The 14,134-nt window shown below is 52.7% G+C and carries 11 protein-coding genes; 6 read left to right on the top strand and 5 right to left on the bottom strand.

Annotation, left to right across the window (positions count from 1 at the left end; translation table 11 throughout):
• Positions 1–16: 16 nt before the first annotated feature.
• A complete protein-coding gene (locus HOK28_17185; GenBank protein MBT6434834.1) occupies positions 17–199 on the top strand; it encodes a hypothetical protein in 183 nt (60 codons plus the stop codon).
• Here the strand turns inward: HOK28_17185 and HOK28_17180 are convergent.
• Entirely contained in the window at positions 196–1,884 is a 1,689-nt protein-coding gene (locus HOK28_17180) for a VWA domain-containing protein (GenBank protein MBT6434833.1), read from the bottom strand. The two genes, HOK28_17185 and HOK28_17180, sit on opposite strands and share 4 nt — an antisense overlap.
• A gap of 158 nt (positions 1,885–2,042) precedes the next feature.
• Between HOK28_17180 and HOK28_17175 the strand changes: the two genes are divergently transcribed.
• Both HOK28_17175 and HOK28_17170 read left to right on the top strand, forming a co-directional pair.
• Positions 2,043–3,389, top strand: a complete 1,347-nt coding sequence (locus HOK28_17175; protein ID MBT6434832.1) for a response regulator — start codon at positions 2,043–2,045, stop codon at positions 3,387–3,389.
• 146 nt (positions 3,390–3,535) lie between these two features.
• Positions 3,536–6,373, top strand: a complete 2,838-nt coding sequence (locus tag HOK28_17170) for a valine--tRNA ligase (protein MBT6434831.1) — start codon at positions 3,536–3,538, stop codon at positions 6,371–6,373.
• Between the two features lie 9 nt (positions 6,374–6,382).
• On the opposite strand, the gene HOK28_17165 is transcribed toward HOK28_17170, so the two are convergent.
• Together HOK28_17165 and HOK28_17160 are read right to left on the bottom strand one after the other, a co-directional pair.
• Positions 6,383–7,882 (bottom strand): tetratricopeptide repeat protein, encoded by a 1,500-nt coding sequence (locus HOK28_17165; protein ID MBT6434830.1) that lies wholly within the window; start codon positions 7,880–7,882, stop codon positions 6,383–6,385.
• Positions 7,879–8,895, bottom strand: coding sequence for an AAA family ATPase (locus HOK28_17160; protein ID MBT6434829.1), 1,017 nt, complete (start codon positions 8,893–8,895; stop codon positions 7,879–7,881). Before HOK28_17160 ends, HOK28_17165 begins: the two co-directional genes overlap by 4 nt.
• Before the next feature lie 103 nt (positions 8,896–8,998).
• On the opposite strand from HOK28_17160, the gene HOK28_17155 reads away from it, so the two are divergent.
• Complete coding sequence (locus HOK28_17155) at positions 8,999–10,714, top strand: sulfatase-like hydrolase/transferase (GenBank protein MBT6434828.1); 1,716 nt, start codon at positions 8,999–9,001, stop codon at positions 10,712–10,714.
• Positions 10,715–10,728: 14 nt separating this feature from the next.
• Here HOK28_17155 and HOK28_17150 read toward each other — a convergent pair whose 3' ends face one another.
• On the bottom strand, positions 10,729–11,469 hold the full coding sequence (locus HOK28_17150; protein MBT6434827.1) for a hypothetical protein: 741 nt from the start codon (positions 11,467–11,469) through the stop codon (positions 10,729–10,731).
• A 208-nt stretch (positions 11,470–11,677) separates the two neighbouring features.
• Between HOK28_17150 and HOK28_17145 the strand changes: the two genes are divergently transcribed.
• Positions 11,678–12,673 (top strand): MoxR family ATPase, encoded by a 996-nt coding sequence (locus HOK28_17145; GenBank protein MBT6434826.1) that lies wholly within the window; start codon positions 11,678–11,680, stop codon positions 12,671–12,673.
• A complete protein-coding gene (locus tag HOK28_17140; GenBank protein ID MBT6434825.1) occupies positions 12,673–13,584 on the top strand; it encodes a DUF58 domain-containing protein in 912 nt (303 codons plus the stop codon). The genes HOK28_17145 and HOK28_17140 overlap by 1 nt, the downstream gene beginning before the upstream one ends.
• Position 13,585: 1 nt before the next feature.
• Here HOK28_17140 and HOK28_17135 read toward each other — a convergent pair.
• Positions 13,586–14,134 (bottom strand): hypothetical protein (locus HOK28_17135; GenBank protein MBT6434824.1); only part of this gene is annotated, 549 nt, incomplete at its 5' end.

Below are 14,134 nucleotides of genomic sequence, written 5' to 3'. Positions count from 1 at the left end.
CCGAGTGAACTTCGCGATGCGAATGGTTGCCGAGGAGGCAATCGAAGAAGGTGAAGATTATGATACAGACGCGCTCAATCACGTTACCGATAACCAGTTTAGATTCGACCTGCTCATGATTGTTTTTTGGCTGCTGCTCTTTGTGTATTCGATTTACATCCTTTTGGCGCGCTACATGCGCTGGACCTGGGATGTTTAGCGGCTATAGTCGACCTCATCGCTGTGGACAACGAAGATAGAGTAGCTGTCCCCTATTCGCCGTTCGATTTGCGACAAGCAAACCTTGTTCTCACGCGCATCGTAATACCAACCCCGGTCACCAGACTCGGCAACAAAATCAAGCTTTTCCATAGGAGACTCGGCCACAAGCTCGCGTGCTCGTCGGTGTACACTGACATTTGTGGCCAGTTGACCGGCTGGTTCTATGCCCTCGAGTGTGAAGCATGCCTCGGTGGCCAAGAGTGCAAATCGCTCCAGCGCTTCGCCAAACCCATCATCGGCTCCCTCGCAAATAGACTCGAAACTTCGCCGTTCGAAAGCATTGGCAAATTCCAGATAACGAGACCCTCCCAACGCATCACACGCCGGAGAACCTTCAGGCCCCTCAGTAAACTGGCACCAGTCGGGGTAATCCTGCGCCGAAGCTCCGGCGAAACAATCACAAGTACCTGAAACACCAGTATCGCTCGCGACACAGCTAGTGGCAGATGCTTCCCGCCATCCAAGCTCACCGGAACCGGGCTCTACGCCGGCGATTACACTCACCGTCATGCGAGACGTGGCGTTGCCCTTTTTACCCAGAAGCTGGGTGGCCATATCCTGGACCTTTAGAAAGCGCTCTTTTTGGTCTGGTTGATAGCAAATCGAACCAACCGGGAAGCCGTTCTCTTCGTATTGATGCCGCAGCACCATCAGATGGGAAGGCATCGAGCAATCCTCCTCATCAGTAACAAAGGCAATGGCCAATACAGCATCGTCGCGCAACCAAGGCTCGTCCATCGCGTTAACGCTAAACTGATTCGGGGCACCATTGGCGACCAAATTATAGGCGGGCTCAAGAGTTTCCGGTTCCTCTGGGTCCAAACCAACGGCCAGCATTGCTGATTTAATGCCTTCTTCCCAGCCAAAACCATCAACTCCCAAGCCTTTTAAATTACTCCGAAAATGGGCCTCCACCAGAACAGTCGTCAGGTCCTCCACACAGTTTTCAAAAAAGGGTTCGCAGGAGGAACTCGATTGAGTGCAATCTGGGCAGCCGCAGGCATCGCAGGCCTGTAACGTCAAAGATTCACGGTCAATCACGTGCATCGCATCACTGGGACCTGATGGAAACACCGCAGGCAACACGGATTGTAGGTCTGCGCTGAGGTGACTCCATGCTTCCAGCTGGTAAACCGCAGGGTCGTACGCGGCCAGAAGCCTTCCCTTAACCCCATCGTGAGGCCTAGCAATTTCAACCAAAGGCTCACAAGCTACACATGTGAAACAGTCTTCCCCGCCACCGCAATCGCAACTCTGACAATTACCACGGGCGCCATCAATCGACCGATCGGTGCCAACATCGATCAATGGGTTTTGGGTGCCACAACAGTCGGTTTGAAAACCATGAGCGTCGGTCGAAACGATGCCAATTCGGTAACTTGTGTCCTGAGGAGCCAAGACATCAAGCATCTGCGAGAATGACGCGGCTAGGCTGGCTTGCTCATCTGCCATACTCTCAGAGTTATCGACTACAAATAAAAGGTCCGCGCGTGAAGGTGTTTCCACACTAAAATGGAGCCAACTCCCCTGCTTTTCTGCGTCTGGAATAAACACAAACTCATAGACTTGGCAGCCGGCCAAAGCGACCAGCAGGACACAGACGGTGGTGATTCGCATGAACATTGGAGAAACTTAACAGACCCTCGGGACAAGATCACCTCTGCAAGGCCCTGAGCAATCATTCAATAACAATTCTTTTGCACTGAAGTCTCATCGCCATTTGCGCCGACCAAACATGCGGAATATAACAAGATTTAAATATATCCGGACCGGAGCGTTCTATGTCCCATCACATCTTGGTTGTGGATGATTCTACCACCATACGAAAAGCTGTAGACATCACCTTTGCGCACGAAGACTTCGAGCTTACCACGGTCGCCGATGGCGCTTCAGCCTTGGCCGCACTTAGTGAAAAGACTCCAGATCTCGCGCTGGTAGACGCAAACCTTGGCGCGGACAGCGGCCTAAGTTTGGCTCAAGATATGCTCGCTGCTGCAGCTGGCGGGCGTTTCCCATTGGTCTTGCTTAGTTCAGGACAAGCGCCTGTCGAACAGAGCGCCCTGGAAGCGGCAGGATTCACAAGCCAACTTTCCAAGCCATTCCACACTCAAGAATTGATCGATCATGTAAAAACCCAGCTTGGCCTCGAAGTGGTTAAATCGGTCGCAGCGATGCGCTTTACACCCCGCGCCGCCCAGGCAGCTGAACAACCAACAAATGAATCAGCAGTAGTGATCGCGCCAGCACCCGTTGTTGAAGCCACGCCAACCATCGCACCTGCACCGGCAGTAGCGCCGCCACCAGCACTCATCAAAGGACCACCGCCACCAGCCATCAAGGGTCCGCCGCCACCGGCACCTAACTCGTCGGCACGAATCCGGCTCCAGTCAACGCCGACGCCATTTGAGGCGCCGGCACCAGCGCCCGCATTAATCACGCCACCCCCCGTGGCAGAAGCCCCGGCCCCGGCATTGATTCCCGACGCGCCCGTCGACTTCGATGCACCGTCAGCTGCCTTGATTACTGAACCACCTCTATCAGAACCACCTGCTGCGGCGCTTATTCCTGATGCACCGGCCGAGCCAGAACCACCAGCTCCCGTCCTGATCACTGAGCCAACGGCTGCGGCCGACCTTGCACGGACCCAGCTCGACGACGAATCTCCGTTTATTGCTGAGACTACGTCACCAACAGTGATGGATTTGCCACCACCGGCCTCAGATTTTGAAACAGAGGCCGCTGAGTTGACTCCTCCAGCCCTAGAGGTGCCGGAACTCGCACCGATCCCTGTCCCCGAAGCGCCGACGATGGTGATGCACGCCCTAACCAACGAGGCTGAAGACGAACCTTACAAGCCAGAACCGACTCATTCTGTTCCAGCTCTAACTTCTCCAGTGACCGATTTGGGTCTGGGCATCGACCTCGGGTCCATAGCCGAGGGAGTAAGTGCAGGTGCTGGAAAGCTCTCTGTGGCCGACGGTGAAGTTGATATGGATGCCCTGATGCCGGTCATCGAAGCAGCCGTTCGAAAGGTGACCGCAGAGGTCGTAGAACGCGTTGTATGGGAAGTCGTCCCAGACCTAGCCGAGCGCCTTATTCGCGAGCACCTCAACAACCGCGGGTCCTGATCGCTCTTTATATCAAGGACTTTGAGAAAAGCGTTCCCATCGCTTCACGTCCTTGGCTTCCCCACTCCAGATGCATATAAGGCCTCGTTCATTCCCGAGGTATCGGACCGCCATAAGATGGCCAATCCAGAGTGTGGAGACAGACGATGAGTGATGCAAATCTAGAGAACCTACCTTCTGCTTACGACCCGACCGAGGCAGAAAACAAGTGGTACCCGATTTGGGAAGAAGCCGGCTATTTCTCTCCTGAGATGAATCCTGATGGCGAGCCCTACACCATTGTTATTCCGCCACCCAATGTCACCGGATCACTCCACATGGGTCATGCTCTAACTGTAACGATTCAAGACATGCTCATCCGCTGGCGAAGAATGCAGGGACGCAAAACTCTATGGCTGCCTGGCACCGACCACGCGGGCATCGCAACTCAGATGGTTGTCGAGCGAGAACTCAAAGCCAGTGAAGACAAGACCCGGCACGACTTGGGCCGCGAAGCATTCCTGGAACGCGTCTGGGAATGGAAAGAGCAATACGGCAACCGTATCTCAAAGCAACTACGTGTACTTGGCTGCTCACTAGATTGGTCTCGCGAACGCTTCACAATGGACGAGCAACTCTCGGTTGCCGTGCGAGAAGTATTTGTCCAGCTTTATGAAGAAGGGCTCATTTACCGAGCGGAGCGACTCGTTAACTGGTGCCCGCAGTCACATACGGCACTCAGTGACCTCGAAGTTGAACGCATCGAAAACTACAAAGGTGAACTCTATGAGTTCGCTTACCCGCTCAGCGATGGCTCGGGCGAACTGGTCGTTGCAACCACACGCCCCGAAACGATGCTAGGTGACTCAGGAATCGCGGTTCACCCGGAAGACGAACGCTACCAGCACCTCATCGGTAAAACCGTCAAGCACCCTATCCTTGGCTATGAGATCCCAATCGTAGGCGACGCAATTCTGGTCGACCCAGAATTCGGCACAGGCGCGGTTAAAGTAACCCCGGCACACGACTTTAACGACTTCGAAACAGGCAAGCGGCACAAGCTACAGCTCTTCAACATCTTTGACATCAATGCCCACGTTGTCGATGCGCCTGACGTCAAGGATCCCATCAAGTCTCAAATTGACATGGAGGCCTGGGCTGAATACGCGGGCCTCGAGCGCTATGAAGCACGAAAAAAAGTAAAGGCCGCACTGAAAGAGCTTGGCCTCGAAAAGGGTGAAAAAGAGCATGAGATGGCACTGGGCATCAGCCAAAGAAGCGGCGCGGTTGTTGAACCGATGTTGTCGATTCAGTGGTTCGTCGACACCAAGCCGCTAGCAGAGCCGGCACTGGCAGCCGTGAAGACTGGCGAGACCAAAATCATCCCGGAAACCTGGACGAAGACGTATTACCACTGGATGGAGAACATTCAAGACTGGTGCATTTCGAGACAACTTTGGTGGGGTCATCGAATCCCTGCTTGGTATTGCCTAGACTGCAACGCTACAAAATCCAGCGACGGCGAGATACGCTTTGATGCGCTTGCTAAGCCCATTGTAGCACGTGAAACGCCAACGGCTTGCCCTGAATGCAATGGCACCAACCTTACCCAGGAAGTCGACGTGCTCGACACTTGGTTCTCCAGCGGACTGTGGCCATTCTCAACGCTTGGCTGGCCAGACAACAAGGAAGATGTAGAACAATTTTACCCGAACACCGTCATGGAAACGGGTTTTGACATCCTGTTTTTCTGGGTTGCGCGGATGATGATGATGGGTTGCAAGTTTATGGGCAAACCACCCTTTCCGACCATCTACCTCCACGCCATGGTTCGGGATAAAAATGGTGACAAGATGTCCAAGACCAAGGGCAACGTCATCGATCCACTTCACCTCATCAACGGTTGTGATGGAGATGTTGTTTCTTCGCAGTTCAAGTCTGACCATCCCGATGGACTGCCGGCGTTTGGCGCAGATGCCCTACGGTTCACACTGGCCTCCATGAGTGCCAGTGGCCGGGACATTAAGCTATCTGTAGACCGAATCGCCGGATACCGAGCATTCGCAAATAAGATCTGGAATGCATCAAGATTCGCCCTGATGCGCTTAGAAGGCACAACGCCTAAGCCACTCAGCGAAGTAGAAGACATTCTTGAACCAGCGGATCGCTACATTCTATCGAGACTTGCTCGGGCAGCCACCGCAACCAACACTGCACTGGAAGAGTTTAAGTTTGCTGACGCAGCCTCTGCCGTCTACAGCTTTTTCTGGCATGAGTTCTGTGATTGGTACATTGAGCTGGCTAAGAAGCGCCTTATGGGCGACGACGAACAGGCCAAGGCAGCCGCACAATCTACACTGGTAGGTGTATTGGATGAGGCACTGAGAATGCTCCACCCAATGATGCCTTTTATCACTGAAGAACTCTGGCAAAAACTGCCTATTGCACGCACCAGCAAGACCATTATGCTGGCAAGCTACCCCGAAACAATTGCACGATATGCCAACGATGAAATTGAGGCAGAGTACGTTTTGGTGAAGGACGCGATCACTGCCATTCGTACCGTGAGAGCTGAGAGCGGCGTCGCACCAAGCAAGCGCGTTGAGGCCACCTTGATTTGCTTAAAACCAGAAACACAAGAAACACTGGCCGGCCACGAGGCTGAAATCGTAAGTTTGGCAAGGCTTAGCACGCTTACTCTACAAGACACTGACGCAGCTCGACCCGAGCAAGCTGGCGTCAAAATCATGGAACATTTTGAAGCAGCGGTTCCTCTTAAAGGCCTCGTGGATTTTGGCGAAGAAGCTTCACGGCTCGAGAAGTCGATCGAAAAGCACACCAAAGAACACGATAAGATTGCGAAGAAACTCGCGAACGAAAACTTCGTGGCACGAGCACCTGAGCATGTTGTAGCGAAAGACAGAGCACGTGTGGCAGAGCTTCAAACCATGCTTGCCAAAATGAATGAAAGCCTCGAGCGTGTTCGAGAAATGGCCGACGGCTGAGTCGACCCATCAGGCAGATGCTTTGAATTTAACCAAAGCATCACTGATCCGCCTAAAAACACCGGACCAATCACCGTAAGAATCTTGCCGAAACAAGCGCATGCTTGGATACCAAGGCGTGAGGTCACCGTATTGCCCCCAGCGCCAGTCTGACACGAATGGCAACGCCAGCCACACAGGAAGACCCATGCCGCCCACCAAGTGGGCTACCGACGTATCTGATGTGACGATGAGGTTCATCTGGGAAGCCAGAGCCGCTGTATCCATAAATGCGCCATGCTGCACATCGAACTCGGCATTTTGAACCCTTAAGCGCTCGGACGGCCCAAAACTTTGAACCTGCTCCAGGCCCGAGCCCTTCTGTAAAGCCCACAGCTCAACATCAGAATCATCACAAAGCGATTCAAAAGACAGCAGCGGCACAGATCTCGAGCGATCTTCCTTATAGCCAGGGTTACCCTGCCAACATATGCCAATCTTAAAATGGGAATCTCCATCAAGTGCCTTGGACCAAGACTCGACAAGGTCGCGACGGGCTTGCAAATATGGCACTTGATCTATCGCACCCAAAAACCCATTGCCTGTAAGCCGTGGCAAACTAAGCAATGGGAGATGCATGTGGCATGGCGGCAATTCAGATGTGTCACCCGCAACATAGTCAGCGATGCCCGAGTGCTTTAAGATTGGGCAAAGCGGGCGAGGTGCGAGTAGGCAAACGTTGCGGACTCGCTCTTTGGCAAATTTTAGCAGCCTGACAAATTGAAGCGTGTCCCCGAGGCCTTGCTCTGAGTGAATCAATAAGTTGGACGCTGGCTCCATTCGGCCATCCCACCGAGTCATTGGGAAATCCCGAACCGGGATATCCTCAACCTGCTGTCGCCATTCATAGCGGTCCCACCCTCGCGCATAGTCACCGTCAGACAACTCAGCCAGGGATAAGTTCCATTGCGCACGGGGCTCATCTGGGTCGAGTCCAACCGCCTTTGCATACGCTTCGCGACTTCCCTCAAAGTCTCCAAGGCGCTTCCTGACTGCCCCAAGGTTCACCCAAGCCTGGAACGATTCTCGATCAAGCGCAACGGCCCGCTGCAGCGCAGACCTAGCCTCGTCTAATTCGTTGCCTTCGAGCCAAGCGGTCCCCAGATTGAAGTGAATCTCACTTTCGCCTGGAAACAAACCAAGCGCACCCTGATAGACAGCCTTCGCATTTTGCCAATCACCTGCTGCTAAATGAGCGGAACCCAGGTTCATGAGCGCTTGCATGTTTCCTGAGTCGAGTTCGACCGCGCTTTTACAAGCAGCTACAGCCTTATCGAAAAGCTTCAATCCTTTTAGTGCGTTGCCGTAGGTTGTAAGTAAAACTGCGTTACTAAAACCATCATCAATAATCTGAGAAAAACGTTCTACCGCATCCTTGTAATCGCCCTGGGCCATCGCGCGTAGACCCGCCTGGAATATCGAATCGAGACTTGCCATCTGCTCTGGGGTTAATTCGGTATCGACGCTCACTCTAGTTCATCCTTGGGTTCAGCGGTGCCGGCGAGAAAAGCCAGAGGATCTGCGATGTCTTTTTTACCGCCCTGGATGAGCGATTCAGAAAGAACAGAAGGTATGGGCTCGCTCGCAACCGTTGCGGCTATTTCGTCGGGACAAAAACCGAGATCAGCTGCACTCAAGACGGGCTCTTCTCGTTCAGGTTCTTCCGGCGGCGACTGGATGCCTAAATCCTGACACACGCGGCTCAAGAGTTCGGAACTTGCGGATGCGTGACGTGCAAAAAACATCTCAAGCAATGCGTTGTCAGCAATGACGTTAATTAAACGCGGTACCCCGCCCGAAGCACGATGAATAAAACGCGTGGCGGCTGGGGCAAAAATAACACGGTTTGCGCCCACTACGGCGAGGCGATGCGTGAGATAGGCCCGTGTCTCGCTCTCGTCAAATGGTGTTAATTCGCATCGTAAGGCAAGCCTCTGGGCCAAGGGTTTGTCGAGATAGATGTTCTCGTAAACTTCGGGCAAACCAAACAACACAATTGAAAGAAGCTTACGACCAGGCATTTCTAAATTCAGCAGCCCGCGAAGCTCTTCCATCATTTCGCGCCCCGTAAGCATCTGTGCTTCGTCGAGTAAGAGGACGACTTTCCGGCCTTGAGCGTACAAATGCTCTAATATTGTGTAGATACGACCAATGAGTTCCAGCCGGTTGTCACCCCCTGTTTCGACGCCAAGCTGCTGAGCAATATGCGCCAGCAGCCATTCCGGCTTTACGCCCGCGTGAACCATGACAACCATCACCGCATGGTAGTCCTTGGGCGCTAAAAGGCTCATCAACCGCCGAGCTATCGAGGTCTTTCCGTAGCCTACGTGACCTGAGACAACGGCGAGACCGCGCATGCCTTCAACCGCCCAAAGTAGCCGGTCGACAACACGAGTATGAGCTGCGGAGGCGTAATAAGCCTCCTGAGCGGGTGCATGTCCGAAAGGCTCGGCTCGTAATCTGAAATACTGGAGATAATTCATAATCTACCTGCAAGCTATACTCAGCCCGCCCACTGTTCAACTCTGAAGATTGTTGCGCGTGGTTATTCTTGACTAGATTGCACAGAGCCAGCATGTAGTGCCTATGAAGCCGATCTCAAGAATTATCAGCAGCCTAAAAAGTGGCATCCTATTAGGTGCAGCATATTTTTTAAGCGACGCCTTCGGGGCATTTCTAGCCATTGGGCAACTCTTCGACCCAAAGCCGGAAACCTTCCTGCTCATGGGGGTTGCGGCTCTTTTTACCATCGGCCCAGCTATGCTGCTTAGCCTCATCTGGAGCCACACCTTAGGCAGATATCTCGTCCTCGCTGAATTTCAGAAATCGACAAAAAGCGCATTATTCATCGCCTTAATGGTAGGAGTAAGTGTGCTCGGTTACGGCCTCAGGGTTTCGCGAGTTCAATCAACCGCTCAAAGCGTTGCGGCCGTAGGAGCTGAATCTCCGGTGCCTGTCTTGTGGATTGTGATCGACACATTGCGAGCCGATACCCTCTATGGAGATGATCTTAGCTTCCCCCATGCTCCATCACTTAAGCAGCTTGCCAACGATAGTCACGTTTTCACGGATGCCGAGGCCTCAGCGGGCTGGACCCTACCCTCCGTGGCGACTCTCCTAACGGGCATTCATCCAACGACACTCTATTCTGCCAGAGGCTACCTGCCTAACTGGGCGCCCACGGCTGCGCAGCGACTCAAACGCGCCGGCTACCAAACCCACGCATTCATGGATAATTACCTACTTGAGCGGCGCAACGGTTTCGCCTCAGGGTTTGATACATTTTTCCAAAAATCAGCACTCCGGTTCGCATTCACGTTTCCTGGATTTCGTCTTATCCCAACTCGCCTTCGGGAAACATTAAGAGAAGAATTTGAAATCTTTTACTATGGCGGCAAAGGGCTTACCGATTCTGCCATCGATAAAATGCAAGCCATGGGCCCGGCCACGCCCTTTTACTACGTTCACTACATGGACGTTCATTACCCCTATTACGAGCATCCTGAAGTTTCTCCGGACCCTGTAGGAGTAGAACCTGTTCAGCTTCACTACGCCATGGAAGCCGCTCGACAAACCGGCGCCACGCCTAATTCTGCTCAAATGAAATTCCTGATGCACCGTTATGAGGGTGAGCTCAAAGCATTGGATCCAAATATAGGAAGGCTACTTGAGCACTGGGACAAGAAATTTGGTCAAGAGAGTCTCATCGTTGTCACCTCGGACCACGGCGAGGAATTTCTTGAGCATGGAGAACTTGGGCATGGAAACAGTCTCTACAAGGAATTGGTTCATGTGCCGCTGATTATTCGCCTGCCTTTAAGTTTACGCGCAGAGGTTAAGCCCAGAGCCGACTCCACTGCTGTGGGCATCGTCGACATCTTACCCACCACGCTTGATGTGCTCGGAATCAGCGCTGTTCCGGATACGGATTTCCTAGGCGTTCAAGGTGAATCCTTACTTCCATGGATGCAAGGCACCGCGCCTGCACCAGCTCGCGGGATCTATGCCACTCAAAACAGACACCAGCGAAGAATATACAGGTGGAGAACCCAGGATCATGCCTACATTAACCGCTACGACCACAAAGGTAAAAAAGCGCCGGTAGGGCGAAGTGAACTCTACAATAAGGCACAGGACTACGATGAGCAGGACGACCTCTTCAAAACGTCACCGCAGATCGCAACAGATAGTCAAAAGGCGTTAAGTAAATTTGTGGAGGAACAAGAAAAAGACCGGGATCCTAAGCCTGTAACGACGGAAGCCAATATTGATGCAATGAAAGCCCTTGGCTACATCGAATAAACGGTTCGCTTCAATTAGATAGACTGAAGTTCCTTGCAGCGGTTTAGAGCTCCAAGTGTATCATTTGCCTTCCTCTCAGCTTCTTCAAATCTCAGCTGATAAGCATGACAAACATCCAGGTCGTTACCGGTTCGGCGCTTACATTCGTCGAAATATCCACGCTGTTTGTCTAGCTCAGCGCCCGCCTTCAAAGCCTTCTTCGTTTCTTTCCGGCACGGAACTGCTATCGCTGCCGGTACTGGGGTGCTCGCTCGTTTATCATCGACCACTGGACGCCCTGCTTCCGCAGCGGCGACATTGTCTGCCTCCTCAAGCTCGCGCTGCTTCATGCCCAGGGCAAACTTAACAATCGCTTCCTTCAAAAACACTGGAGGCTGCCAGCGAACCGTGGCCATGCATAAACTCGCCCCAGGGTCGAAGGTCACATCCTGAACTGTTGAGTGCATCACGGTATGGTTTGCGTAACCGTAAAGAAACGGTGCGCCATCGGATGCTCCCATCGCCTCAGCAACATCACTGCCAATACTGGATTCCTCTTGCGCGAAACGATGCGCTACTGCGGAAGCTGCCCGTTGAACCGCATTTTTACAGGCTATCGTTTGGCTTACGCCTGGGCCCGCGGCGCCCGAAACATAGAGACGTTTGCCATCTTGGTCGAGGATTTCAACGTGTGTCCCCGCCTTTGTGTGTATGCAGCCGACCAGTGCCGCCACTACAAAGACAAGCAATGAACCATTTATCGAGGATTTGATCATGTCGATTCCCTTATGTTCGGCCACTTAGCAGGACCAGGTGGCAGACTACGCTCTGCTGATTCTGAGCACAATGCCTGCGTTGAACGTTAGACTATCTTCGAAGGAATTTCATTCAACATTGGCGAACATTGCTGTTTTCGGCTACTAATTTGCATAGCGGGTGAGATTGGAAGCGCCCGCAGACTTACCTTCCCAGGAGAATGGCTTGATGACCGAGCAGATCAAAACATCCCCAGAAGACTTAGACGCCCTAAAGGCACTGCACGCTGCGCGTGGTAAGATCGAAGAACAGATCGGTAAACGCGTCATTGGCCAAAAAGATGTGATCGAGCATCTACTCATTACACTCTTTGCTGGCGGGCACGGATTGTTTGTTGGAGTTCCTGGTCTCGCCAAGACTTTGCTGATCAATACGCTCTCCGAAGTCCTAGACCTCGGCTTTAATCGAATTCAATTCACACCCGACCTGATGCCCTCCGACATCACCGGTACAGATATCATTCGCCAAGATGCTCAAGGCAACCGGGAATTCCAATTCGTCAAAGGGCCCGTTTTCTGTAACATCCTTTTGGCCGACGAGATTAACCGGACACCACCTAAAACTCAGGCAGCACTTCTACAGGCGATGCAGGAACACAATGTGACGGCCAGCGGTCACACGATGCCACTCTCAGCACCCTTTCACGTCTTTGCGACTCAGAACCCCATTGAGCAGGAAGGCACATATCCACTGCCCGAAGCTCAGCTCGACCGGTTTATGATGATGATGCGGGTTAATTACCCGAGTGCGGAAGAAGAAGCTGAGGTCGTACGCCAGACAACCTCGGGGCAGCCTAAGGACGTCGAGAAGATTCTGGGCCCCAGTGAGATATTGAAGTACCAGGAGCTTGTTTTAAGAGTCCCGGTTGCTGACTCACTTATTAAAGAGGCCGTAGCACTGGTGCGAAAGACTCGGCCATCTGATGAAACGACCACGGCAACAGTTCGCGAATATGTCAGCTTCGGCGCGGGCCCGCGTGCAGCTCAGCACCTGATTTTGTGCGCTAAGGCACGGGCGATTTTAAACGGCCGACCTGCCGTGGACACCGAGGACCTTAGGATGCTGGCTAAGCCAGTCATGCGACACAGGATTATGACCAACTTTCAAGCCGAGGCGAATCGCATTAGTGCAGATGACCTCATCGAAGGGCTTATTGCGGCTTAATGGCAGAGGCTACACCTACGACTCATAACGGCTTCCCTGAACCAGGAACCCTTCTCACTGATGTGGACGGCCTGTTCTTAGCGGCTCGGCAGGCAGCTACAGGTACCCTCACTGGTTTACACCGGTCGTCGCGGCGCGGTTCCTCCATCGAGTTTAGTGAACATAAGCTCTACACGCCTGGCGATGACATCAAACACATCGATTGGCGAGCGTATGCGAAAACAGACAAGCTTCATGTTAAACAATTTGAAGACGAAACCAATCTGCGCATCGAGCTGCTGATCGACCATTCGGGCTCTATGGGGTTTCAAGGTGAACAGCCGCTAAGTAAACTTGAGTATGCAAAGGTTCTGACTGCATCGCTTGCTTATCTGGCACTTCGCCAATCGGACGCCACCGGGCTTGCTACCTTCTCACAACAAATAAACGACCAACTACCACCCAGGTCCAAAAGCAGTCATCTCATGGAAATTATGAGCAGACTTGCCGCGCTCGAGGCTGAAGGCGAAACAGATCTTGCCGCTACCTTAGAGCAGTTTGTTCGCTCAAGGCGCCGGCCAACATTCACAATTGTTGTTACAGATCTCTTGGACCCATCTGAAACTTTGATGCAAATGGTGAGAGCACTCGCTTCACGAAAACACGAAGTCACCGTGCTGCATATTTTAGCACCCGAGGAAATAGAGTTCCCCTACGAAAACCCTGCGATGTTTTCTTCGATGGAGGATTCACGAAAGCTCTTCGTTCACCCGCGCACTTTACGGCAACGGTATGTCAAAGCGATGGCCGAACACCTTAATGCGCGTGAGAAAGAGATGCAGTCGGCACAAATTGATTACCGACTGATACGAACGGATGAATCCCCTCGGCAAGCACTTGCCGACTTTATAAAAAGAAGAATGGGAAAATAGCTCAGCGCTCTGTGGTGTAGATTTCTCCGGCTCCAACTGTACCGATTTCACCGCCCTCAAAGTTAACACCGCCCGTAACCAGGACGTCGCCACCTAAGAGTGTGGTTAGCTCGGTGCTGGCTCTTGCCTTTGAAAGATTGCCTGTGGTCACTTGGGTGGCCAGTGAGCATTCGCTCAAATTGCCGAAAGTCACCATCTCAGCGCTGCGAGTCACTTCACCATTTTCAGTAATGCCACCGGCGAGCAGTGCTCTTCCTGCCACCAAAGCGAACCCCGGAGCTCCTCGAGACTGCGTAAGCTGGAGTGCAGGATCGGCACAAATCACAGTCGACAATGACAGATTGCTTCGATTGAGACTGATAATCTCAACAGACTGAAGTCCAACACCATTCTCAGGTGAACTTACGGCTGCAGAAATACCGCCCGCCACAAAGACGGCATTCTGGTTTGGAACCAAGAGTGCGGCCATGTGGCTCCGCGGAGTCGTCAGCGAGTTGGCTGCATTGATACCTGAGGAGTCGCCAACCGTTATAAATTCGATGGTACCAAT

Source organism: Deltaproteobacteria bacterium (genome assembly GCA_018668695.1).
In the GTDB taxonomy this organism is placed as follows: Bacteria; Myxococcota; XYA12-FULL-58-9; order XYA12-FULL-58-9; family JABJBS01; genus JABJBS01.
This window is presented reverse-complemented; position numbering and strand designations above follow the sequence as displayed.